The organism is Ensifer sp. ENS08 (genome assembly GCF_014852195.1).
In the GTDB taxonomy this organism is placed as follows: domain Bacteria; phylum Pseudomonadota; class Alphaproteobacteria; order Rhizobiales; family Rhizobiaceae; genus Ensifer; species Ensifer adhaerens.
Genome location: NZ_JACVBF010000004.1, coordinates 235,510 through 256,884, shown reverse-complemented (window position 1 = coordinate 256,884; position 21,375 = coordinate 235,510). Strand labels below are relative to the sequence as shown.

Below are 21,375 nucleotides of genomic sequence, written 5' to 3'. Positions count from 1 at the left end.
TGACATGATCTTGCTTGGACGCCGTGGTATCGCTGGCGCCTTGCGTGACGACGCCGCATAAACATGGTTCCCCATAAACGCGGTCAAGGAGTTCTGATGCTTGCTGCCATACCGCTGCTGATCCTGCCTTTTGCAATCTACAATCTCGCGATGATCGGAATGTTCGGCGGCCTCGCCGGCCTGAACGCCGACATGGTGTCGCTCTCCATGCTATCAGGCGCGACCTGGACGATGCGCTTCGGCGACCTTCTGATCGTCGGCGCCCTGCTGCTGCTCTTCGTCGAATTGCTGAAAGCGACGCGCACGAGCAGCCGCGCACTGATGGATCATCTGCTCTCGATGATCCTGTTCATCGTCTTTTTGATCGAATTTCTGCTGCTCGCACCGGCGGCAACGCAGCTCTTCTTCATCCTGATGACCATCAGCTTCATCGATGTTATCGCCGGCTTTGCCGTGTCGATGCGCTCGGCCGGCCGGGACGTGTCGATCGGCCTCTAGGTCCAGACGGTTCGGGGCGACGCCGCCCCGATTTCCGCGATCTCTGTTCAGGTGAGGTGAAGGCAGGAACCGTATTCCTGCCTGGTGGTCCTGCTTAGCCGAGATTGTCGAGCTTGGTCTGGAGCGCGCGAAGCTGCTCCTTCAGCTCGTCGATATCCTTGGCTTCGGCCTTCTTTGTTTCCTTCACGGGCGGCGCGGTGATGAAGGGCGAAAACATCTGCATGGCCTGATGGAACATCTCGGTGTTGCGACGCACCTGCTCTTCGACAAGTTGCAGCGGAACCTGCAGGTTTTTGCCGAGCGGCGTGTCGCCGAAGGCCTTGTTGATCTGCTCGCGCATCTGCGACTGCTGCTCGGTGAAAGCCTGCATCGAGTGTTCGAGATAGCTCGGCACCACCATCTGCATCTGGTCGCCGTAGAACGAGATCAGCTGGCGCAGGAAGGAGATCGGCAGCAGCGTGTTGCCGGTCTTGGACTCCTGCTCGAAGATGATCTGCGTCAGCACGGAATGGGTGATGTCCTCGCCGGATTTTGCATCCTGAACGATGAAGTCCTCACCCTTCTTCACCATCACAGCCAGGTCGTCGAGCGTGACATAGGTGCTGGTCCCGGTGTTGTAGAGCCGCCGGTTCGCATATTTTTTGATAACGATCTGGCCTTCGTGCTTCGCCATCAGGGTCTCCTCTCCCCCATCATCCCGTCTTTATTGCGTTTTTCAGAGTATCCGCAAAAGCGCGCCGCTGACAATGTCTTTGTGCGTTGCGGCGACGCAAGTGCAAAATCTTGCGGTTGCGTTTTAGGTGACGCTTTTGTGGCACTGCATCAAGGCGTTTGACTTGCGTCGCGCGCTTTGCCAGTCTGCCTGCATTAGGCAAGAAGATCTGAGGAAACGTCCCATGAGCAATCCCTCCATCGTGATCGCCAGCGCCGGCCGCACCGCGGTCGGTTCCTTCAACGGTGCCTTTGGCAATACGCCGGCGCACGAACTTGGCGCTGCCGTCATCAAGGGCGTGCTCGAGCGCGCAGGCGTCGAGGCTGCCGAGGTCGACGAGGTGATCCTCGGCCAGGTGCTGCAGGCAGGCGAAGGCCAGAACCCGGCGCGCCAGGCGGCGATGAAGGCGGGCGTTCCTCAGGAAAAGACCGCCTGGGGCATGAACCAGCTCTGCGGCTCGGGCCTGCGCGCCGTCGCGCTCGGCATGCAGCAGATTGCAACCGGTGATGCTGAGATCATCGTCGCCGGCGGCATGGAGTCCATGTCGATGGCGCCGCATTGCTCGCATCTTCGCGGCGGCGTGAAGATGGGCGACTTCAAGATGATCGACACGATGATCAAGGACGGCCTGACCGACGCCTTCTACGGTTATCACATGGGCATCACCGCCGAGAACGTCGCTCGCCAGTGGCAGCTCAGCCGCGAGGAGCAGGATGCGTTCGCGCTCGCCTCGCAGAACAAGGCCGAAGCCGCCCAGAAGGCCGGGCGCTTTGCCGACGAGATCATTCCCTTCATCGTCAAGGGTCGCAAGGGCGACGTCACCGTCGACCAGGACGAATATATCCGCCACGGCGCAACGCTCGATCAGATGACGAAGCTGCGCCCCGCCTTCGACAAGGAAGGCACGGTCACCGCCGGCAACGCTTCCGGCCTCAATGACGGCGCCGCAGCCACCCTGCTGATGACCGAGGCGCAGGCCTCCAAGCGCGGCATCCAGCCGCTCGCCCGTATCGTTTCCTGGGCAACCGCCGGCGTCGATCCGCAGGTCATGGGCACCGGCCCGATCCCGGCGTCGCGCAAGGCGTTGGCAAGGGCCGGCTGGGCGATCGGCGATGTCGAACTGGTGGAAGCCAACGAAGCCTTTGCTGCCCAGGCCTGCGCGGTCAACAAAGACCTCGGCTGGGATCCGTCGATCGTCAACGTCAATGGCGGCGCGATCGCCATCGGTCACCCGATCGGCGCGTCGGGCGCCCGCGTGCTCAACACGCTGCTGTTCGAAATGAAGCGCCGCGGCGTTTCCAAGGGGCTTGCAACCCTCTGCATCGGCGGCGGCATGGGCGTCGCCATGTGCGTCGAGCGGTTCTGATCGGTCTGGCGGCATGAACAGCGCCAGGTGGGTTCCATTTTCCCTGCTTCTGGCCGGTTCGCCGATCGTTTCTGCACATGCCAATCCCGCGCCTCTTAACGAGGCGCGGCTGGTAGAGTGCATGCTGGAACATACGACTTCCGACGAGGAGAGCGTTTTCAAGGACGTGATGGTCGCGGCCTTGAACGATGACGGCGGCGCATTGAAGGTGTCGCTGGAGCAGCTCTCCGCGGTGATGATGGGTCTCGCGCTGGAGAAGTGCGAGGTGGCTCTGTCCGCGCTGGCTACGCCGCAGTTTCAAGCGGCCGCCGGGCTCTACGGGCAACAGGTCGGCGAAAAGCTGATGCAGAAGGCATTCGAAAAACTGAACTGATCAAGTGGGAGGCGCATATGAGCAGGGTAGCATTGGTCACGGGTGGGTCGCGCGGCATTGGTGCGGCAATTTCCATCGCACTCAAGAATGCCGGCTACAAGGTGGCTGCCAACTATGCCGGCAATGACGAGAAGGCTCAGGCCTTCAAGCAGGAAACCGGCATCCCGGTCTACAAATGGGACGTTTCCAACTATCAGGCCTGTGCCGAGGGCATCGCCAAGGTCGAGGCCGATCTCGGTCCGGTCGATGTGCTCGTCAACAATGCCGGCATCACCCGAGATGCCATGTTTCACAAGATGACGCCGGAGCAATGGGGTGAGGTGATCGGCACCAACCTCACCGGTCTCTTCAACATGACGCATCCGCTCTGGTCGGCCATGCGTGACCGTGGCTTCGGTCGCGTCATCAACATCTCGTCGATCAACGGCCAGAAGGGCCAGATGGGTCAGGCCAACTATTCGGCGGCCAAGGCCGGCGATCTCGGCTTCACCAAGGCGCTCGCCCAGGAAGGGGCTGCCAAGGGCATTACCGTGAACGCGATCTGCCCCGGCTATATCGGCACGGAGATGGTGCGGGCGGTGCCGGAGAAGGTGCTCAACGAGCGCATCATCCCGCAGATCCCGGTTGGCCGCCTCGGCGAACCGGAAGAAATCGCCCGCTGCGTGGTGTTCCTCGCCTCCGACGATGCCGGCTTCATCACCGGCTCGACGATTTCGGCGAACGGCGGACAGTTTTTCGTCTGAGCATCAGACAAGCCGAACATTACCGGACGGCGCCTTTCGAGGCGCCGTTTCCATGCGGCGGCAGCGCTGAGAATCCCGCTCGAAATCCTGAAGTTGCGCTGGCAGTTCCGTTGCCGGAGTGGGGCGTAGACACTATATCTTGTGGAGAACAAAGGTGGAATGACGCGCGGTCTGCGAGTCGCTGCCGAATGTTCCCGCACTGGTCGCGACTCTAAACTGCGATTCTCATTCTCTCACTTGGGTGAATCCCTGACGAATTTCGTGAAAAATTTTCCAGGCTTTCCAGAGTCTTGGATTCGGAATCCTTGGACCTGTCAGGGAATGGCAGAGCCGGGATTGTTGCGCGCCAAAGGGCCTGATGCGCGGAATCAGCTCCAGATTCAGCATGTGGTGCAACGTTCGGCGTTGAAATCTATATGTAGTCGTGAACATACAGTGAATCACAATGAGTCGTCGATTCGTCGCCGATTCGTTCCACGGCTGTTCCAATTGTCGATTGCGCCGACCACAACAGGTGGTGCAATGGGCTAAGAGATGCCAAGCGATGGTTTTAGTTGTCGGCGCCCCTTGCGTTTGGCTCGGTGCGTGGGCATGTGTTTGCCGCCAGCGTGAAAAGACGCTGCCGTAATTTCTGAATGCCCGGGATCGATGACGTGTCCGTTCACCCCATGATCCTGAGCGGCCGCGGTGTCACCGCGGTGCTCGGGCCTACCAATACCGGCAAGACGCACTACGCGATCGAGCGCATGATTGCGCACGACAGCGGCGTCATCGGCCTGCCGCTGCGGCTTCTCGCGCGCGAGGTCTATACGCGCCTGGTCGAAAGGGTCGGCCACCACAATGTCGCGCTGATCACCGGCGAGGAAAAGATCACCCCGCATCGCGCGCGCTATTCGGTCTGCACCGTCGAGGCCATGCCGCGCGAGACGACGGCGTCCTTCGTCGCGATCGATGAAGTGCAGCTTGCCGGAGATCTCGAGCGCGGCCATATCTTCACCGACCGGATCCTGCACCTGCGCGGTCGCGGCGAGACGCTGCTGCTTGGTGCCGGAACGATGCGGCCGATCCTCGAGCAGTTGCTGCCCGGCATCACCGTCGTCGAACGGCCGCGCATGTCGCAACTGCTCTATGCGGGTTCGAAGAAGATCACCCGCCTGCCGCACCGCACGGCAATCGTCGCCTTCTCTGCCGACGAGGTCTATGCGATCGCCGAGCTGATCCGCCGCCAGCGTGGCGGTGCCGCCGTCGTGCTCGGCGCGCTGTCGCCGCGCACGCGCAATGCGCAGGTGGCGCTCTACCAGGAAGGTGACGTCGAATACCTGGTCGCGACCGACGCGATCGGCATGGGCCTCAATCTCGACGTCGACCATGTCGCCTTCGCGCAGGACCGCAAGTTCGACGGCTATCAGTTCCGCAATCTCAACCCGGCCGAACTCGCGCAGATCGCCGGCCGCGCCGGCCGGCACTTGCGTGACGGTACGTTCGGTGTGACCGGCCGCGTCGATCCCTTCGACAACGAGCTGGTCCACCGTATCGAGGCGCATGAATTCGATCCGGTGAAGGTGCTGCAATGGCGCTCGAAGGCGTTCGACTACGCGTCGATTGCCGCTCTGAAGAAGAGTCTTGAGGCCGCGCCGACGGTTCTCGGCCTTGCCCGGGCGCTACCTGCAGTAGACCAGCAGGCGTTCGAGCATTTGGCCCGCTACGCTGAGGTCGTCGACATCACGACCAATGCGGAGCGGGTGGAAAAACTGTGGGAAGCCTGCGCGCTGCCGGACTATCGGCGCATTACACCGGCTCAACATGCCGACTTGATCTCGACGATCTACGCGGATCTTGTCCGCCGCGGTACCGTAAACGAAGATTTCATGGCCGAGCAGGTCAGGCGGGCCGATCATACGGACGGTGAGATCGACACACTTTCGGCGCGAATCGCGCAGATCAGGACATGGACTTATGTGTCGAACCGGCCGGGATGGCTGGCCGATCCGACACACTGGCAAGAAAAGACGCGGGAAATTGAAGATCGATTATCCGACGCACTACATGAACGGTTGACGAAACGCTTTGTTGATCGCAGGACATCTGTGCTCATGAAGCGCCTGAGAGAGAATGCTATGCTGGAAGCTGAAATCAGTGTGAATGGTGATGTCTTCGTTGAAGGTCATCACGTAGGACAACTAACCGGTTTCCGGTTTACGCTGGCGACCGGCGGCGATGGCCCGGATGCCAAGGCTGTGCAGGGTGCTGCCCAGAAGGCGCTGGCGCTCGAGTTTGAGGCACGCGCCGCGCGGCTGCATGCTTCCGGCAACAACGACCTGGCGCTTTCGTCGGATGGTCTTGTGCGCTGGCTCGGCGATCCCGTCGCCCGTCTGACGGCAAGCGACCACGTCATGCGCCCGCGCGTCATCCTGCTGGCCGACGATCAGTTGCAGGCGAACGCCCGCGAGCACGTTCTGGCGCGCATCGAGCGTTTCGTGAACCATCACATCGGAACGGTCTTGAAGCCGCTCGACGATATTTCGCGCGCTGAAGATCTCGAAGGTCTCGCCAAGGGCCTCGCCTTCCAGCTCGTCGAAAACCTCGGCGTGCTGTTCCGCCGCGATGTCGCAGACGACGTCAAGTCGCTCGACCAGGACGGTCGCGCTTCGATCCGCAAGTACGGCGTTCGCTTCGGCGCCTACCACATCTTCCTGCCGGCGCTCCTGAAGCCGGCTCCGGCCGAACTCATCACGCTCCTCTGGGCGTTGAAGAACGACGGCCTCGACAAGCCCGGCTATGGCGACCTCATCCCGATGCTCGCCGCCGGCCGTACGTCTGTCGTTACCGATCCGTCTTTCGAGCGGACCTTCTACAAGCTCGCCGGTTTCCGCTTCCTCGGAAAGCGTGCGGTGCGCATCGATATCCTCGAGCGCCTCGCTGACCTTATCCGACCGCTCCTTCAGTGGAAGCCGGGCACGCAGCCGCGTCCGGAAGGCGCCTATGACGGTCGCCGCTTTACAGCGACCACCTCTATGCTCTCGATCCTCGGTGCAACGCCCGACGACATGGAAGAGATCCTGAAGGGCCTCGGCTACCGCGCAGACAGCGTCAAGGCCGAGGAGGCCCAGGCCTTCCTCATGGGTCAGGATGGTGGTGCTGCGGCTGCTGCCGCCGCTTCCGAACCGGTCGCTGCGGTTGATGACGCCGATGCCGGCGACAGTGCGGCAGAAGCCGAGACTGCAGTCGTCGAGGCACCTGCTGCCGAGGCCGAAAAGGCCGAAGCTGACGTTGCCGTCGCTGCCGACGGGGCCCAGCCTGCTGAGGCTCAGGTGACCGAGACCCAAGTGACGGAGACCGGCGAGCCGGTCGAAGCCAAGCCCGTTCTGCTCTGGCGTCCCGGCACCCGTCAGGACAACCAGCGCCAAGGCGGTGGCCGCCACGAGGGCGACCAGCGTCGCGGCGGTCAGCGCCACGGGCGTGGCCAAGGCCAGGGCCAGGGCCAGGGCGAAGGACGTGAAGGCGGGCGTAAGGGTGGTCAGCAGGCGCGTGGCAAGCGCCATGACGGTGGCAAGCCGGAAGGCGGCCCGCGTCAGGATCGCGGCGAGCGTCATGATCGTCACGACCGCGGCGGCAAGCCGGGTCAGGGCAAATTCGAGGCGCGTCCGCCGCGTCGCGAAAAGCCGGTGGATCCGGATTCGCCCTTCGCCAAGCTTGCTGCTCTCAAGGAGCAGATGAAGAAGTAAGGTAGACCATGGAAAAACAGCCTGCGTCCAACCCGGCATCGCGCCAGCGTCTCGACAAGTGGCTGTTTTTCACGCGGCTGATCAAATCCCGATCGCTTGCGCAAAAGGCGATCGAGGATGGCCGTGTCGCCGTCAACGACGAGCGCGTGACGCAGTCGTCGTTTCAATTGAAGACGGGCGATATGCTCGAACTTGCGCTCGACCGGCGCAGTCTGATCGTCCGGGTCCTGGGCCCGGGTGAGCGGCGCGGTCCCTATGAGGAAGCGCGTCTGCTTTACGACGATCTGACGCCAGAGCAGCCGAAGGAGAAGTTGTCGGCCTACGAGCTTGCCACGCGCGAGCGCGGAGCGGGCCGGCCGACGAAGAAGGAGCGGCGGGAAACCGATCGGCTAAAGCCCGATTTCGATCCGCGCGAGGACTGATGGGCGCCGCGAACCCTGCCCGCCGCTGGCTGTAAAACACGACGCGCTTTTGCGCGACAGCCTTTAGAAAACTCTGCCTTTGCGGTGGCGTTTCGCGCATTGAATATTCTTGCAAAGGGTCCATAAAGCCTTTACCTGACAGACCCACGTTGGGTGCATCGGGTTTGCTTCGGCAGCTATGCGCGCCGGACATTCCTAGCATGCGCGGACGACGAGCATCACCATTGATTGCCGTCTGCCATCAAACGTGAGCATTGGCTGGAGTACCTCATGACGTATGTCGTGACCGACAATTGCATTCGCTGCAAGTATACGGACTGTGTCGAAGTCTGCCCCGTGGACTGCTTCTACGAGGGTGAGAATTTCCTCGTCATTCATCCCGACGAGTGCATCGATTGTGGCGTTTGCGAGCCGGAATGTCCTGCCGAGGCGATCAAGCCGGATACCGAGCCGGGTCTTGATATGTGGCTGAAACTGAACGCGGATTTCGCTTCGAAGTGGCCGAACATCACCGTCAAGCGCGATCCGATGCCGGAAGCGAAGGAGATGGACGGCGTCGAAGCCAAGTACGAGAAGTTCTTCTCGACCGAGCCGGGCCAGGGCGACTGAGACGAAGCGGTCGCCGCCGTTCGTCGAGGCTGACGAAGCAAAGCTGCCCCCGGGGCGCAAAGCTGGGGAAAACACGAGCCGCGCTCGCAGTTGCGAGAATGGTGGCTTGATGGCTGCCATGCAGCAAATTATTGATTTCGGCACTTTTTTGTGATAGGTTCCTTCTACTGATCCACAGAGGGTGTTTTTGCGCGCCCGAAAACCATCACGAAAGCAAACGATCTCCAAAACGCGGTTTCTCCCTAGTACGCAACATGGCGTTGCTCTGTTGTGACCGCATTTTATGAGGCTGTTTGCATTCCTTGGACGGACCAGGATGTACCCACCCGGCGGTATCCCCGTCTATCCCGGGCCTCACTGACCCGGCCCCGGCCAGAATGGCCGGCGCGAAACAGGGAGTTTTTGAAACGAATGACGACCCAGCAGAAAAAATCTTCGACACGCCAGGGCTTCAAGACCGGTGAATCGATCGTCTATCCGGCCCACGGCGTTGGCCAGATCGTGGCGATCGAAGAGCAGGAAGTCGCCGGCATGAAGCTTGAGCTTTTTGTCATCGATTTCGAGAAGGACAAGATGCGCCTGAAAGTGCCAGTGGCCAAGGCCGTCAGCATCGGCATGCGCAAGCTCTCCGAAACCGATTTCGTCGACCGCGCGTTGAAGGTTGTGCAGGGCAAGGCTCGCGTGAAGCGCACCATGTGGTCGCGCCGCGCCCAGGAATATGATGCCAAGATCAATTCCGGCGACCTGATTTCCATCGCGGAAGTCGTGCGCGATCTCTACCGCGCCGAAAACCAGCCGGAACAGTCCTATTCCGAACGCCAGCTCTACGAAGCTGCCCTCGACCGCATGGCGCGCGAAATCGCTGCCGTCAACAAGATGTCGGAAACCGAAGCTGTTCGCCTCGTCGAGGCCAACCTCAGCAAGGGTCCGAAGCGCGGCAAGGCGATCGACGAAGACGACGCTCAGGACGAAGCTGCATAAGCTGTCCGACTGCACTGAGACTACCAAAAAGTCCGGCCATCGCGCCGGGCTTTTTCTTTGATCGCATGGAACTTTTGCCGTCCGGGCGCATTTATAAAGGCCGGCAGAAGCGCGCCGCTTTCGCGCCGGGCGATCTTGCTTCTGTGATCCCGTCACCGTTCAGGTTCGTGACTTCGAAGTTAGGGCGCCGCGTCGTTTCTTCAAGTTTCGACATCGCGGCGCGAGACGCCCCCTGCTGCCGGACACTGCATCCGTCCGGCCTTTTGGACTTCACACGCAATGGCGCCCGGCGCCAGTCACGGAGTGATCGATGAAGACTCTCACTGCAGACCGGCGGATGATCAAGATCGCAATGGAGGCGCCCTATCTCGAGCGCGACGAGGAGCACAAGCTGGCGCAAGCCTGGCGAAACGACAACGATCAGGAAGCCCGCAACAAGATCGCCATGTCGCATATGCGTCTGGTGATTTCGATGGCCGCGAAGTTTCGCAATTTCGGGCTGCCGATGGGCGATCTCGTCCAGGAGGGCCATATCGGTCTCCTGGAGGCGGCGGCCCGTTTCGAGCCGAGCCGCGAGGTCCGCTTCTCCACCTATGCCACCTGGTGGATCCGGGCGTCGATGCAGGACTATGTCCTGCGCAACTGGTCGATCGTCCGCGGCGGCACCAGTTCGGCGCAGAAGGCCCTGTTCTTCAACCTTCGGCGTCTTCGCGCCCGGCTTGCCCAGGGCGACAGGCAGCTTACATCGCAGGCTATGCATGAGGAGATTGCGGCTGCCCTCGGCGTCAGTATCGCCGATGTGCAGACGATGGATGCACGTCTCTCCGGCAGCGACACCTCGCTGCAGGCGCCGGTCGGCGGCAGTGATTCCGATGGCGGTGAACGGCTGGATTTCCTCGCCAGCGACGCGCCGCTGCCGGACGAGCAGGTGAGCGAGATGATCGACGGCGAACGGGCACGTGTGTGGCTGCGCGACGCGCTGTGCGCGCTGACGGAGCGCGAAATGCGCATCATCCGCGCCCGGCGGCTGACGGAAGAAGGAGCGACGCTCGAAGAGCTCGGCATCGATCTCGGCATATCCAAGGAACGTGTGCGCCAGATCGAAACTCGGGCGCTGGAGAAGCTCCGGGCGGCCTTGGCGACGCGAGCGCCGGCGCTGACCGCAGGCATTCATTGACCGCCTGACGCCGACCGTCTGCCGCCATGCCCGTACTATTCGCCGGAACCCCGCATTGCGCCGGGAAGCGGCACTGTCCGCTGTCAATTTGGCGATGACGATTGGCGCAGCGTGCTTTCGTTCGTGACCGTTCAGGCGCCTCGCGACGTGCTTGCCTAGCAGATGGCAGGCAATTCACGCCCGCAACCGAACGCGCTTCAGCTGCGCCTGTCTCAATCCTATTCGGAAACGATCTTCACCCTGTCGCCCGGCTTCACCGTCGAGCTGACCTGCATCGCATTGATCACCCGGAAGAGGTCGAGCTTACGATCGGTTCCCATCATGCGGGCCGACAACGTGGTGATCGTGTCGCCGGGCCGGACCGTCACCACCCGGATCCGCAGCGGCTTCAGCGACTGCGTCTCAGCGGCCGTCATGCGGCGGAACGTGCTGCGCAACTGGTTTGCGGTCGGCTCGAGTGCGCTCGACCCCTTGGGCACGGCGGTCAGGAAGCGGTAGATCCGCGTGTCGATGCGGATGACCGTCACGTCGAAATCCCAGCGGTCGGCGGAGGCGCGCGCGGTTGCGGCTTCCAGGCCGTTGACGCTGATCTGCCGGGTCGTGTCGGGCTTCAGGCCGGTGACCCAGCCGCTGGCGATATAGTCCGTCAGGCTTCGGCCGCCCGTGTCGGCGACGCCATCGAAGCGCACGGCGATGTCGCCGGCGCCGGTCGCCAGAACCGCTTCGGCCTTGTTGTCGATCTGGAACCCGGCGGGCACGTCGAAGCGGATGCCGAGCTGGCCGTGCAGGAAGGTCTGGCCGCGCACGTAGCCCTCCTGCGGGCTGTCGCCATAGAGCAGGCCGTCGATGCCGGCGAGATAATAGTCGCGACCGCGGTCGCCGCTGGTGCCTTCCGGACCGAAGGCGCGGGCGTGCCGACGCGCGAGATCGACACGCTGCGGCGCGTTCGGGTGGCTTGACAGGAAGTCGAGGCTCTGGTCGGATTCCGGATCGACCGCCGTGAAGCGGCTATAGGCGGCCATCGAATCGAGGAAGCGCGCCGCTGCATAGGGGTCGTAGCCGGCTTCGCCGAGCATGCGCACGCCGATCACGTCGGCCTGAAGTTCCTGGTTGCGCGAGAAGGCCGCGAGCCGGAGCTTGCCGCGCGCGAGCGCCTGCTTGCCGGCGATATCGGAGGAGAGGACTTCGGAGACCACGCGGCTGGCGATCACTTCGGCTTCCTCGCGCTGCTGACGCTCGATGCCGTGGTTGGCGGTTACGTGCGCCATCTCGTGCGACAGCACGGCTGCGACCTCGGAGGCATCGTTGGCAAGCGCCAGCAGGCCGCGGGTGACATAGAGATAACCACCGGGCAGCGCGAAGGCGTTGATCGCCGGCGAGTTCAGGATGGTGATGCGATAGGACTGCTGCGGATTCTCGGAGACCGCCGTCAGCGCGCCGGTGATGCGCGCGACCAGGCGCTCGGTCTTGGCGTCCTTGTACTCGCCGCCGTAGCTTGCGACGATGCGCGGATGTTCGCGCGCGCCCAGCTGCGCCCGCGGATCGTTCTTCTGGACTTCCTCGACGATCTGCGGATTGGAGGAGGGCGAAACGGTCGGCTGGTAGGTCTGCTCGATCACGGATTGGCATGCGGAAAGGAGCGTGGTCGCAAGCAATGCAACCACGGCGCGTCCACGCAGCCGTCCGCCCTTCGGCGGGAACCGGTCGTGTGTGACTGTATGCCTCTCCATGCCTCAGCCCGTTCCCATCCATCGCTCCGCCCGCATCCTGCGGACAAGTGGTACGACAGCGTTGAAAGTCCTACTTTTTCAGCCCGGCAGCGTTGCTCTGCCGCGACCTCTCAGTCCTGGTCTTGCTGTATCTGATTTCAGCGCCACCTGCCTAGTTTGTCTCGGTAGAAATAGTTGCCCCGTGGCATCACGGCAACGGATGCGGGAATATTCGCGCCCTTGCCGGATATTTCGCGCGTCGCATGGCGCCGCGGTCAAATTGTGGCAATCGGCCAAGGGCGTGGAGAATCCGATCCGTCCTTCAAGTATTGCCGAGAAAGCGGTCGATCGCCGCATTGTCCCGCCGCGGTCAAATTGTGGCAATCGGCCAAGGGCGTGGAGAATCCGATCCATCCTTCAAGTATTGCCGAGAAAGCGGTCGATCGCCGCATTGTCCCGCCGCGCCAGGAAGCGGTCGAGGGTGTCGTTTGCGATGATACGCCCCTGGTCGAGAAAAAGCACGCCGTCGGCCAGGGCCTTCACGTCTTCGGGATGGTGTGTGATCACCAGGATCGTGTTGCCTTCCTCCTCGTGCAGTTCCCGCAGGAGCGTGCGCATGCCGGCGCGCATGCCGGGATCAAGCGCTGCGAAGGGCTCGTCGAGCAGCAGCAGGGGGCGCTTTCGCACAAGCGCGCGGGCGAGGGCGACGCGCTGGCGCTCGCCGCCTGAAAGCGTCGGCGGCAGCCTTTTCCCGAAGCCTTCGAGCCCGACGCGGCGGAGCGCGTCTTCAATCTTCTCGCGGTCGGTTGCGCTCAGCCGAAGCGCCGGGTCGATGCCGAGGCCGATGTTGGTCGCGACGTCGAGATGGGCGAAGAGGTTGTTGTCCTGGAAGATCATCGAGACCGGCCGTTCCGACGGCGCCCGATCGGCAACGTTCTCGCCGAGAATGCGCACCTCGCCGCGATCGGGATCCTCGAACCCGGCAATGAGGTGGAGCAGCGTCGATTTGCCGGAGCCCGAGGCACCGGCGACAGCGACGATGCCCCCCTTGGCGATGGTGCAATCGAAGGTGAGCTTGGCCGTTTCGAAGCGGACCTCGACATCGCGCAACTCTATCGCGGGAACGGGATCGATCATGCTTTGCGTCCTTCCGGCCGGCTGTCATTGGCCGTGCCGAGGATGGTGAATATCAGGCAGAGAAGCCCGAGGAAAAGGGCGAGACCGGCGGCGTCGGCGGTGCGGTAGCTGCCCATACGGCTATAGAGCAGCCACGGCAGCGTCACCATGTCTTGGCTGCCGAAGAGAGCGACGGCGCCGAGGTCGCCGAGCGACAGCGCCATGGCGAAGGAAAGGGCCATCAATAGCGGCTTGCGCAGCGCCGGAAAGTCGATCCATCGCAGACGATCAAAACCACGAATGCCAAGGCTTGCCGTCAGCCGTTCGGACCGTGCCGCATGGGTCGCCATTGCCGGCGCGAGGATGCGGTGGATGAAGGGCAGCGCCATCAGCGCGTTGATCGCAACGACGATGGCAGGTGCAAAGCGCGCGACGTCACCGAAGGGACGCAAAAGCAGAAACCATCCGGCGCCGAGCACCACCGGCGGCACCAAGAGGATCAGCGAGGTGCTGGCACCGATGGCACCGGCAAAGCCGCGGGAGAGCGACGTCGCGTGACGCGGCGCGGTGGCGGTTGCCGCCGCCCGGATCATCACGGCTGCCATGGTGACGGAGGCGAGTGCCGAGGCGAGCGCGATTGCCGCACTCGTCCGCAGCGCCCGGTGCACCGCCGGATCGCGGGCGAGCTTCAGCAGATCGGCTTCGAGTCCGGAGATGAGAACCGCGACCAGCGGCGCGCCGAGAAACAGAAAGGCAAGCGTGATCCAGGTGCCATCACTCAGGCGTGCGATCCTTGACGCGCCATCGAAACGGCGCACAGTGCGGCCACCGGTCATGCCCTCTTCCGGCTCGGTCGCCAGATGACGAAGCAGGAGCAGCAGCAGGCCGGTCATGGCGATCTGCAGGGCTGACAGCGCGATCGCGCGCGGCGGATCGAAATCGAAACGCAGCGCCTGGTAGATCGCCACTTCGATTGTGCTGGCCGCAGGCCCGCCACCGAGCGTCAGCACGAGGGTGAAGCTGGTGGCGCAGAGCATGAAGACGAGGCCGGCGGCACCCGGTAGGAGGCCGCGCAGGACGGGCCATTCGATGAAGCGAAAGAGTGCCGGTGACGGCATGCCGAGATTGGCGGCGCTGCGCCAGTATTCGGCGGGGATGCGCTCGAGCCCGGCCAGGAACAGGCGCGCCGCAAGCGGCATGTTGAAGAAGACGTGGGCGAGCAGGATACCGAAGAGGCCGTAAATGCTGACGGGCTGCGCGAGGCCGAGCCAGCGCAGGCCGGAATTGAGGAAACCCTGCCGCCCCCAGATCTCGATCAGCCCGAGTGCGCCAACCAGAACCGGCAGTCCGAGTGGCAGCGCCATCAAGCGCAGCAGCCAGATGCGGCCGGGGAACTGCGGCCGTCGCGCCAGCGCCCGGGCGACGGGGATGGCAAAGAGCACCGACAGCAACGTCGAGAGGGTCGCCTGCAGCAGCGTGAAGCGGGTGACGCGCCAGATGTAGGCGTCGAACAGCGCATCGTCGCTCGCGCCGCCCGTCTGGCTCAGCAAGGCGACGATCGCAAGACCGACGAAAAGTACGAAGACGCCGAGGCAGGCTGCCCCGGCGACCACTGTCATGCGATTTTCGCGCAGTGCGAACAATCCGGCCTCAGTTCTTGCTCATGGCGGCAAGCCATTCGTCGATCCAGGCCTTGCGGTTCTTGGCGACTTCCTCCGAGGGCAGGAGGAAGGTGTTTTCCGGCTTGACCAGCTTGTTGAAGGCGTCCGGCAGCGGCTCCTTGGTGGCTGCGACCGGCATCATCCAGTTCGTCGTCGGGATGATCGACTGGAAGTCCGGACCGGTCATGAAGGCGAGGAACTGCTTTGCCAGTTCCGGCTCCTTGGCGTTCTTGGTCATGCCGGCGACTTCGATCTGGATGTAGTGCCCTTCGGAGAAGGCAGCGGCCTGGTAGCGCTCGGTGTTTTCCGCGACCATGTGGTAGGCCGGCGACGTGGTGTAGGACAGCACCATCGGCGCCTCGCCCTTGGTGAAGAGGCCATAGGCTTCCGACCAGCCGGGGGTGACGGTCAGAACGCGGTCCTTCAGCTTCGTCCAGGCGGCACCCGCCTCATCGCCATAGACGGCCTTGACCCAGAGCAGGAGGCCGAGGCCCGGCGTCGACGTTCGCGGATCCTCGATGACGATCTTCTGCGACGGATCGCCTTCTACCAGCTCCTTTAGGCTCTTCGGCGGCGTCTTCAGCGTTTCGGTGTCGTAGACGACGGCGAAGTGGCCGTAGTCATAGGGCAGGAACGTGTCGTCGGAGAAGTTGCCGGGAACGGTGACGCCGGTTGCCTCGACGCCGTGCGGCGCGAAGAAGCCCGTTGCCTTGGCTTCCGCAACGAGGTTGGTGTCGAGACCAAGCACGATGTCGGCCTTGGAGGCCTCGCCTTCGAGCTTCAGGCGGGTGAGCAACTCGACGCCGTCGGCCACGCCGACATAGTTGACCTTGCATTCGCAGGTCTTCTCGAAGGCTTCTGCGACCTTGGCGCCCGGGCCCCATTCGGTGATGAAGCTCTCATAGGTGTACACCGTCAGCGTCTTGTCGGCGGCGGTCGCGGCGCCGGAGAAAACAAGGCTTGCGGCCGTCGCAAGGGCTAGCCGGCTAAAGAATTTAAGTTGCGATGAATTGCACATGGCGAGGACCTCTCTCCCAAAGTTCGTTGTTGCATGGGAAAAGGGCGTATCGATCCGATCGCGTCTAATCCCTCCGCCGGTATGAGCCGGATCAGGTTCCGCGGGTTGGCGTTTTGACGCCTCTCAGCCTCCGGCCGCAATGCGGTCGGGAGGCACCCCGTTAGAGCGGCAAGAGATTTACCGCTGCCTCGGTCCCATGGCAAGCGATGTTTACGGCGAAGCAAGGGGACGCCTGGCCAGCACAATGGCTCGTGTTTGCGTATGCCGCCAACTGCGCTACACAACGGCAGCGAGGAGGAAATGTCATGCCCGATATGCTTGTTCGACTTTATGCCCTGCCGGCTGAACCTCAGTCGAAGCTTGGCCTTGGCATCAGCATTCGCCGCGCCATGGCGCCGGAGCGCCGCCTGGTCGTTTCCTGGATTGAAAAGACTTTCGGTGCCGGATGGGCGGGCGAGGCGGAAGCCGCCTTTTCCTCCACCCCGACGCGCATGCACGTCGCGGTCCATGACGAAAAGATCGTCGGCTTTTCCTGCCACGACGTAACGGCACTCGGCTTCTTCGGTCCGACCGGTGTCGACGAAAGCATGCGCGGACAGGGGATCGGAGAGGCGCTGCTGCTTGCAAGCCTCACGGCGATGCGCGAGGCCGGCTATGGCTACGCGATTATCGGCGGCGTCGGGCCGGCGAAGTTCTACGAGCGGGTGGCCGGCGCCGTCGAAATTCCGGATTCGACTCCCGGCATTTATGCCGGCATGCTTTTCCCCGATCCGGTGCCCGAGGGGCATTGACGGTCTGACCAAAATATCGAGAACCGCTCGGTCGACGGTTTTCTTCGTTTTCCTTCGGCGGTCCTTTGCGCTATGGGCTTTGCCATGGCTCGATCGACCTTCACCATTCTGCTTGGCGGCGCCCTTTCGCTGACCGACCGGCTGGCTCACCAGCTGGCCGCAAGTCGCTTCATTGCGGCTGACGGCGGCATGCGCCATGCCCGATTGCTCGGCATCGTGCCGGATGTCTGGGTCGGTGATTTCGACTCGACCGAGGAAGCCCTCCTTGCGGACTACGCCTCCGTCCCGCGCGAGCCCTATCCGGCGGCGAAGGCCGCGACGGACGGGGAGATCGCGGTCGAGGCGGCGTTGTCGCGTGGAGCCGATCGCCTGATTTTCGCCGGCGCCCTCGGCGGTACCCGCAGCGATCACGCCTTCATGCACCTGCTGCATGCCGTCGCCCTTGCCGAGCGTGGCCTTTCCGTGTTGATGACCTCGGGCGAGGAAGAGGCCTATCCGCTGCTGGCCGGCTCGCTCGACCTCGACCTACCCAAGGGCTGCCTCTTCTCGGTGCTCGGGTTGACCGAGCTTACCGGTCTTTCGATCGTCAATGCGCGCTATCCGCTCGACGATTTCACCTTGCCGTTCGGCTCGTCCCGAACCGTTTCCAACGTTGCGGAGGGTCCCCTTCGCTTCACTCTCCAGAGCGGTCGCGCCATTGTGCTCGCCCGCCCCTATGATCTTTCCGGAGCCTGAGCCTTGGCGCCTCCCATTCTGAAACTCGACGACATCTTCCTCACCTTCGGCGGCGCGCCGCTGCTAGCCGGCGCCAATTTTCAAGTCGAACCGGGTGACCGCATCTGTCTGGTCGGCCGCAACGGCTCGGGCAAGTCGACGCTAATGAAGATTGCCGCGGGTCTGGCCGAGGCGCAGTCGGGCGAAATCTTCCGCCATCCCTCCGCGACCATCCGCTATCTGCACCAGGCGCCGGATTTCGACGGCTACGACACCGTGCAGGCCTATGCCGAGGCAGGACTCGGCCCGAGTGACGATCCCTATCGCGTCGCCTATCTGCTGCAGCACCTGGGGTTGACCGGCGAGGAAGACCCGAAGCGCCTTTCGGGCGGCGAGGCGCGTCGCGCGGCGCTTGCCCGCGTCATGGCGCCGGAGCCGGATATCCTGCTGCTCGACGAGCCGACCAACCATCTCGACCTGCCGACGATCGAATGGCTGGAAGACGAACTGATCCGCAGCCGTTCGGCGCTCGTTCTGATCTCGCACGACCGGCGCTTCCTGGAGAAGGTCTCGACCGCGACCGTCTGGCTCGACCGTGGCCAGTCGCGGCGGCTCGACCGCGGCTTTGCCCATTTCGAGGCCTGGCGCGACGAGGTGCTGGAGGCCGAGGAGCTGGAGCAGCACAAGCTCGGCAAGGCGATCGAGCGCGAGGAACATTGGCTGCGCTACGGCGTGACCGCACGGCGCAAGCGCAACATGCGCCGCCTCGGTGAGCTGCAGACCATGCGGGCGACCTATCGCGGCCACAAGGGGCCGCAGGGAACGGTACAGGCGACGGCCGCCGACGCCAAGGAATCGGGCAAGCTGGTGATCGAGGCGGAGAAGGTCACCAAGGCCTATGGCGAGCGCACCATCGTCGCGCCGTTCTCGATCCGCGTGCACCGCGGCGACCGCATCGGTCTGGTCGGCCCGAACGGCGCCGGCAAGACGACACTCCTGAAGATCCTGACCGGGCAGATCGAGCCGGATACGGGCACGGTCAAGCTCGGCACCAATCTGGAAATCGCGACGCTTGACCAGAAGCGCGAAGACCTCAATCTCGACGAAACGCTGGCGCACTACCTGACCGACGGGCGCGGCGACAACCTGCTGGTCAATGGCGAGCAGCGCCACGTCACCGGCTACATGAAGGACTTCCTGTTCCAGCCGGAGCAGGCGCGCACCCCGATCCGCGAGCTTTCGGGCGGCGAGCGCGCAAGGCTGATGCTGGCGCGCATCCTCGCGCGCGCAACCAACCTTCTGATCCTCGACGAGCCGACCAACGACCTCGACATCGAGACGCTCGACCTCCTGCAGGAGATCGTCGCCGGTTTTGCCGGAACGGTGATCCTCGTCAGCCACGATCGCGACTTCCTCGACCGCACCGTCACCTCGACGATTGCGCCGGCCAATCCGGAGGCGCCGGATGGACGCTGGATCGAGTATGCCGGCGGCTATTCCGACATGATGGCGCAGCGCAAGGGCGCGATCGAGGAGAAGCGCAAGGCCGAGAAGGCGGAAAAGGCCAAGGCCGAGGCGGCGCCCCCTGTCGCCGAAGCGCCGAAGGCTGCCAAGGGTAAGCTTTCCTACAAGCAGAAATTCGCGCTCGAAAACCTGCCGAAAGAGATTGCCAAGGCGGAAGCCGAGGCTGCCAAGCGCGAAGAAAAGATGGCGGACCCCAATCTTTTCACAAAAGATCCAAATGCTTTTGCGAAGCTGGCGCAGGAGCTGGAAAAGCTGCGTGCCGACCTCGCTCGCATGGAAGAGGAATGGCTGGAGCTCGAAATGCTGCGCGAGGAGCTTGAGGGCTGAGACACAACAACGACGGTCCCGCGCGGGATTGCGAAGGTAATACGTTGAATCCTTGCAAGTTTTACCGTTAAACTGGCAAGGGAAAGATGGCCTTCCGCGTTGAACGTTTTCACAGGGTATGATAAGTAAAACTTATTATATCACCTGTGAACGATCATGATGCCCTTCAAGCTAGAATCCGAAACCATTGGAATGCTTCTGACCGATGTCTCGCGCCTCTTGCGCGGGGCCTTCGACCGCAAGGTCAATGCCATGGATCTGGGCATCACGCCTGGCGAGGCGCGCACGCTGATCCAGGTGGCGCTCACCGAGGGCATCAAACAGGCCGAAATCGCCACACGCATGGGCATTGAGCCGATGACGCTGTCGGCCTATCTCGACAGGCTGGAGGCGAACGGGCTCGTCGCCCGCGTTCCCGATCCGGCGGATCGCCGCGCCAAGAATGTCGTCATCACCGAAAAGGCCGGTCCGTTGTTCAACGAGCTGATGACCGGTCTTCGCGAAATGATGGATGCCTATACGGAAGGGCTGGACTCGGAAGCGCGCGCGCTTCTCTGTTCCAACCTGCGCATCCTGCGTGACAATTTGCGTCAGCTCGATCCGTGCCTTGCCGGTAAGGAGACAGCGGAGAAGGCCGAAGTCCGGGTCGGAGCCGCGCCATGACGCGTCGCATGAGCGAGCGGCGCACAAGCATCATCGGTGCCTTCCTGGTGGCGCTCGGCCCCGTTTCCATGGCGCTGTATACGCCGGCGATGCCTGAACTGGTGCGCGCCTTCTCCTCCAGCGAAGCGGCGATCAAGATGACGCTGTCGCTCTATTTCGCCGGCTTCGCCTTTGCCCAGTTGGTGTCCGGCACGCTCTCCGATGTCATCGGTCGCCGCCGCGCGACGCTGATCTTCATGGCGATCTACCTCGTCGGCAGCCTGATGGCGGCCTTTGCGCCTTCCGTCGCGGTGCTTTTGGCCGGCCGCCTGGTGCAGGGCATCGGCGCCTCCGTCGGGATGACCGTGGCGCGTGCGATCGTGCGCGACCAGTTCACCGGGACTGAGGCCGCACGCATCATGAACATGATCGGCATGATGCTGGCCCTCGGACCCGCCGTGTCCCCGACGCTTGGCGGCCTGGCGCTCGGTCTCTTCGGGTGGCAGTCGATCTTCTTCCTGATGGTCGGCTTTGCCGCCATGGCCTGTCTCACCGTGCAGTTTTTCATGGCCGAGACCGCGACCCCGGATCCGGCCAAGGGCCACCTGAAGCCCATCCTTGCGGCCTATCGGCGGTTGGTGAGCGACAGCCGCTTCGTTTCCTCGACACTTGTGATCGGCGGAGCGGTCGGCGCACTTTATGCCTGGGCGACCATGCTGCCCTTCGTACTGATCAATGCGGTGGGGCTGACACCGACCGAGTTCGGCGTCGGCATGCTGATGCAGTCGGGCCTTTTCTTTTCGGGAACCGTGGTGGTGCGGCTGCTGATGCGGCGTTTCACGCCGCAGGCGCTGGTGCCGGCCGGCCTCGTCTTCATCGGTGCGGCCAGCCTCGCGCTTGCCTACACCATGCACGTGCTGCCGCCGAGCTTCCTCTCGGTCATGCTGCCGATCGGGATTTATGCCTTCGGCATCGCCTTCGTCATGCCCTATATGATGACGGCGGCGATGGCGCCGTTTCCGGACATCGCTGGCACGGCGTCGGCAGTGATGGGTTTCGTACAGATGGGCTCGGGGCTGCTTGGTGGCGCGATCGCCGCTGCGGTCGGCGCTCCGGTGCGGGCGCTCGGCACGATCATTCCATGCTTCGGCCTCGTCTGCATCCTGAGCTATGTCTGGTATCGCCGCAACGTTCGCTCGCAGCCGCTCGCCGTGCCGGTCAAGGATCCGCTTTCGGAAGCGGCGGAGTAGAAATCTGGTGCGACATC

Annotated in this window: 19 protein-coding genes and 1 riboswitch; of the genes, 14 read left to right on the top strand and 5 right to left on the bottom strand. The window is 63.2% G+C overall.

Features of this window, described 5'->3' with window-relative positions:
- Nucleotides 1–96: 96 nt before the first annotated feature.
- Nucleotides 97–498, top strand: a complete 402-nt coding sequence (locus IB272_RS13280; RefSeq protein ID WP_034802925.1) for a membrane protein — start codon at nucleotides 97–99, stop codon at nucleotides 496–498.
- Nucleotides 499–592: 94 nt separating this feature from the next.
- Here the strand turns inward: IB272_RS13280 and phaR are convergent, their stop codons facing one another.
- The gene (gene phaR, locus IB272_RS13275) at nucleotides 593–1,171 is read right to left on the bottom strand and encodes a polyhydroxyalkanoate synthesis repressor PhaR (RefSeq protein WP_034802922.1); all 579 of its coding nucleotides are present in this window, start codon (nucleotides 1,169–1,171) and stop codon (nucleotides 593–595) included.
- A gap of 223 nt (nucleotides 1,172–1,394) precedes the next feature.
- Here phaR and IB272_RS13270 point away from each other — a divergent pair, with 223 nt between their 5' ends.
- The 8 genes from IB272_RS13270 (at nucleotide 1,395) to IB272_RS13235 (ending at nucleotide 10,606) form a co-directional block, all read left to right on the top strand.
- Nucleotides 1,395–2,576 carry an acetyl-CoA C-acetyltransferase gene (locus tag IB272_RS13270; RefSeq protein ID WP_034802919.1) on the top strand — a complete coding sequence of 394 codons (1,182 nt, stop codon included), beginning with the start codon at nucleotides 1,395–1,397 and terminating at the stop codon, nucleotides 2,574–2,576.
- 13 nt (nucleotides 2,577–2,589) lie between these two features.
- Nucleotides 2,590–2,949 (top strand): hypothetical protein, encoded by a 360-nt coding sequence (locus tag IB272_RS13265; RefSeq protein ID WP_034802905.1) that lies wholly within the window; start codon nucleotides 2,590–2,592, stop codon nucleotides 2,947–2,949.
- Between the two features lie 17 nt (nucleotides 2,950–2,966).
- A complete protein-coding gene (locus tag IB272_RS13260; RefSeq protein WP_034802902.1) occupies nucleotides 2,967–3,692 on the top strand; it encodes a beta-ketoacyl-ACP reductase in 726 nt (241 codons plus the stop codon).
- Between the two features lie 668 nt (nucleotides 3,693–4,360).
- Entirely contained in the window at nucleotides 4,361–7,417 is a 3,057-nt protein-coding gene (locus IB272_RS13255) for a helicase-related protein (protein WP_060586630.1), read from the top strand.
- An 8-nt stretch (nucleotides 7,418–7,425) separates the two neighbouring features.
- The gene (locus tag IB272_RS13250) at nucleotides 7,426–7,839 is read left to right on the top strand and encodes an RNA-binding S4 domain-containing protein (protein WP_060521474.1); all 414 of its coding nucleotides are present in this window, start codon (nucleotides 7,426–7,428) and stop codon (nucleotides 7,837–7,839) included.
- Nucleotides 7,840–8,109: 270 nt separating this feature from the next.
- Nucleotides 8,110–8,448: a ferredoxin FdxA gene (fdxA, locus tag IB272_RS13245; protein ID WP_060521473.1), complete on the top strand. Its 339-nt coding sequence runs from the start codon at nucleotides 8,110–8,112 to the stop codon at nucleotides 8,446–8,448.
- A gap of 411 nt (nucleotides 8,449–8,859) precedes the next feature.
- On the top strand, nucleotides 8,860–9,429 hold the full coding sequence (locus tag IB272_RS13240) for a CarD family transcriptional regulator (RefSeq protein WP_034802893.1): 570 nt from the start codon (nucleotides 8,860–8,862) through the stop codon (nucleotides 9,427–9,429).
- Nucleotides 9,430–9,739: 310 nt separating this feature from the next.
- The gene (locus IB272_RS13235) at nucleotides 9,740–10,606 is read left to right on the top strand and encodes an RNA polymerase factor sigma-32 (RefSeq protein ID WP_034802890.1); all 867 of its coding nucleotides are present in this window, start codon (nucleotides 9,740–9,742) and stop codon (nucleotides 10,604–10,606) included.
- 218 nt (nucleotides 10,607–10,824) lie between these two features.
- On the opposite strand, the gene IB272_RS13230 is transcribed toward IB272_RS13235, so the two are convergent.
- From IB272_RS13230 to thiB, 4 genes are all read right to left on the bottom strand, one after another.
- Nucleotides 10,825–12,336, bottom strand: coding sequence for a M48 family metalloprotease (locus tag IB272_RS13230; RefSeq protein WP_060586557.1), 1,512 nt, complete (start codon nucleotides 12,334–12,336; stop codon nucleotides 10,825–10,827).
- A gap of 396 nt (nucleotides 12,337–12,732) precedes the next feature.
- Nucleotides 12,733–13,452: a thiamine ABC transporter ATP-binding protein gene (gene thiQ / locus IB272_RS13225; RefSeq protein WP_060586556.1), complete on the bottom strand. Its 720-nt coding sequence runs from the start codon at nucleotides 13,450–13,452 to the stop codon at nucleotides 12,733–12,735.
- Nucleotides 13,449–15,074: a thiamine/thiamine pyrophosphate ABC transporter permease ThiP gene (thiP, locus tag IB272_RS13220; RefSeq protein WP_281436398.1), complete on the bottom strand. Its 1,626-nt coding sequence runs from the start codon at nucleotides 15,072–15,074 to the stop codon at nucleotides 13,449–13,451. Before thiP ends, thiQ begins: the two co-directional genes overlap by 4 nt.
- Nucleotides 15,075–15,081: 7 nt before the next feature.
- Entirely contained in the window at nucleotides 15,082–16,110 is a 1,029-nt protein-coding gene (gene thiB / locus IB272_RS13215; RefSeq protein WP_060586554.1) for a thiamine ABC transporter substrate binding subunit, read from the bottom strand.
- Between the two features lie 51 nt (nucleotides 16,111–16,161).
- Nucleotides 16,162–16,280: riboswitch (TPP riboswitch) on the bottom strand.
- 135 nt (nucleotides 16,281–16,415) lie between these two features.
- Here thiB and IB272_RS13210 point away from each other — a divergent pair.
- The 5 genes from IB272_RS13210 to IB272_RS13190 all read left to right on the top strand — a co-directional run bounded on the left by IB272_RS13210 (nucleotide 16,416) and on the right by IB272_RS13190 (nucleotide 21,358).
- Nucleotides 16,416–16,901 carry a GNAT family N-acetyltransferase gene (locus IB272_RS13210; protein ID WP_060586552.1) on the top strand — a complete coding sequence of 162 codons (486 nt, stop codon included), beginning with the start codon at nucleotides 16,416–16,418 and terminating at the stop codon, nucleotides 16,899–16,901.
- Between the two features lie 84 nt (nucleotides 16,902–16,985).
- Nucleotides 16,986–17,636, top strand: a complete 651-nt coding sequence (locus IB272_RS13205; RefSeq protein ID WP_060586625.1) for a thiamine diphosphokinase — start codon at nucleotides 16,986–16,988, stop codon at nucleotides 17,634–17,636.
- Between the two features lie 3 nt (nucleotides 17,637–17,639).
- Nucleotides 17,640–19,466 (top strand): ABC-F family ATP-binding cassette domain-containing protein, encoded by a 1,827-nt coding sequence (locus tag IB272_RS13200; RefSeq protein ID WP_060586550.1) that lies wholly within the window; start codon nucleotides 17,640–17,642, stop codon nucleotides 19,464–19,466.
- A gap of 159 nt (nucleotides 19,467–19,625) precedes the next feature.
- Entirely contained in the window at nucleotides 19,626–20,129 is a 504-nt protein-coding gene (locus IB272_RS13195; RefSeq protein ID WP_060586623.1) for a MarR family transcriptional regulator, read from the top strand.
- Nucleotides 20,126–21,358, top strand: coding sequence for a multidrug effflux MFS transporter (locus IB272_RS13190; RefSeq protein WP_113135842.1), 1,233 nt, complete (start codon nucleotides 20,126–20,128; stop codon nucleotides 21,356–21,358). The genes IB272_RS13195 and IB272_RS13190 overlap by 4 nt, the downstream gene beginning before the upstream one ends.
- The last annotated feature ends 17 nt before the right edge of the window (nucleotides 21,359–21,375 follow it).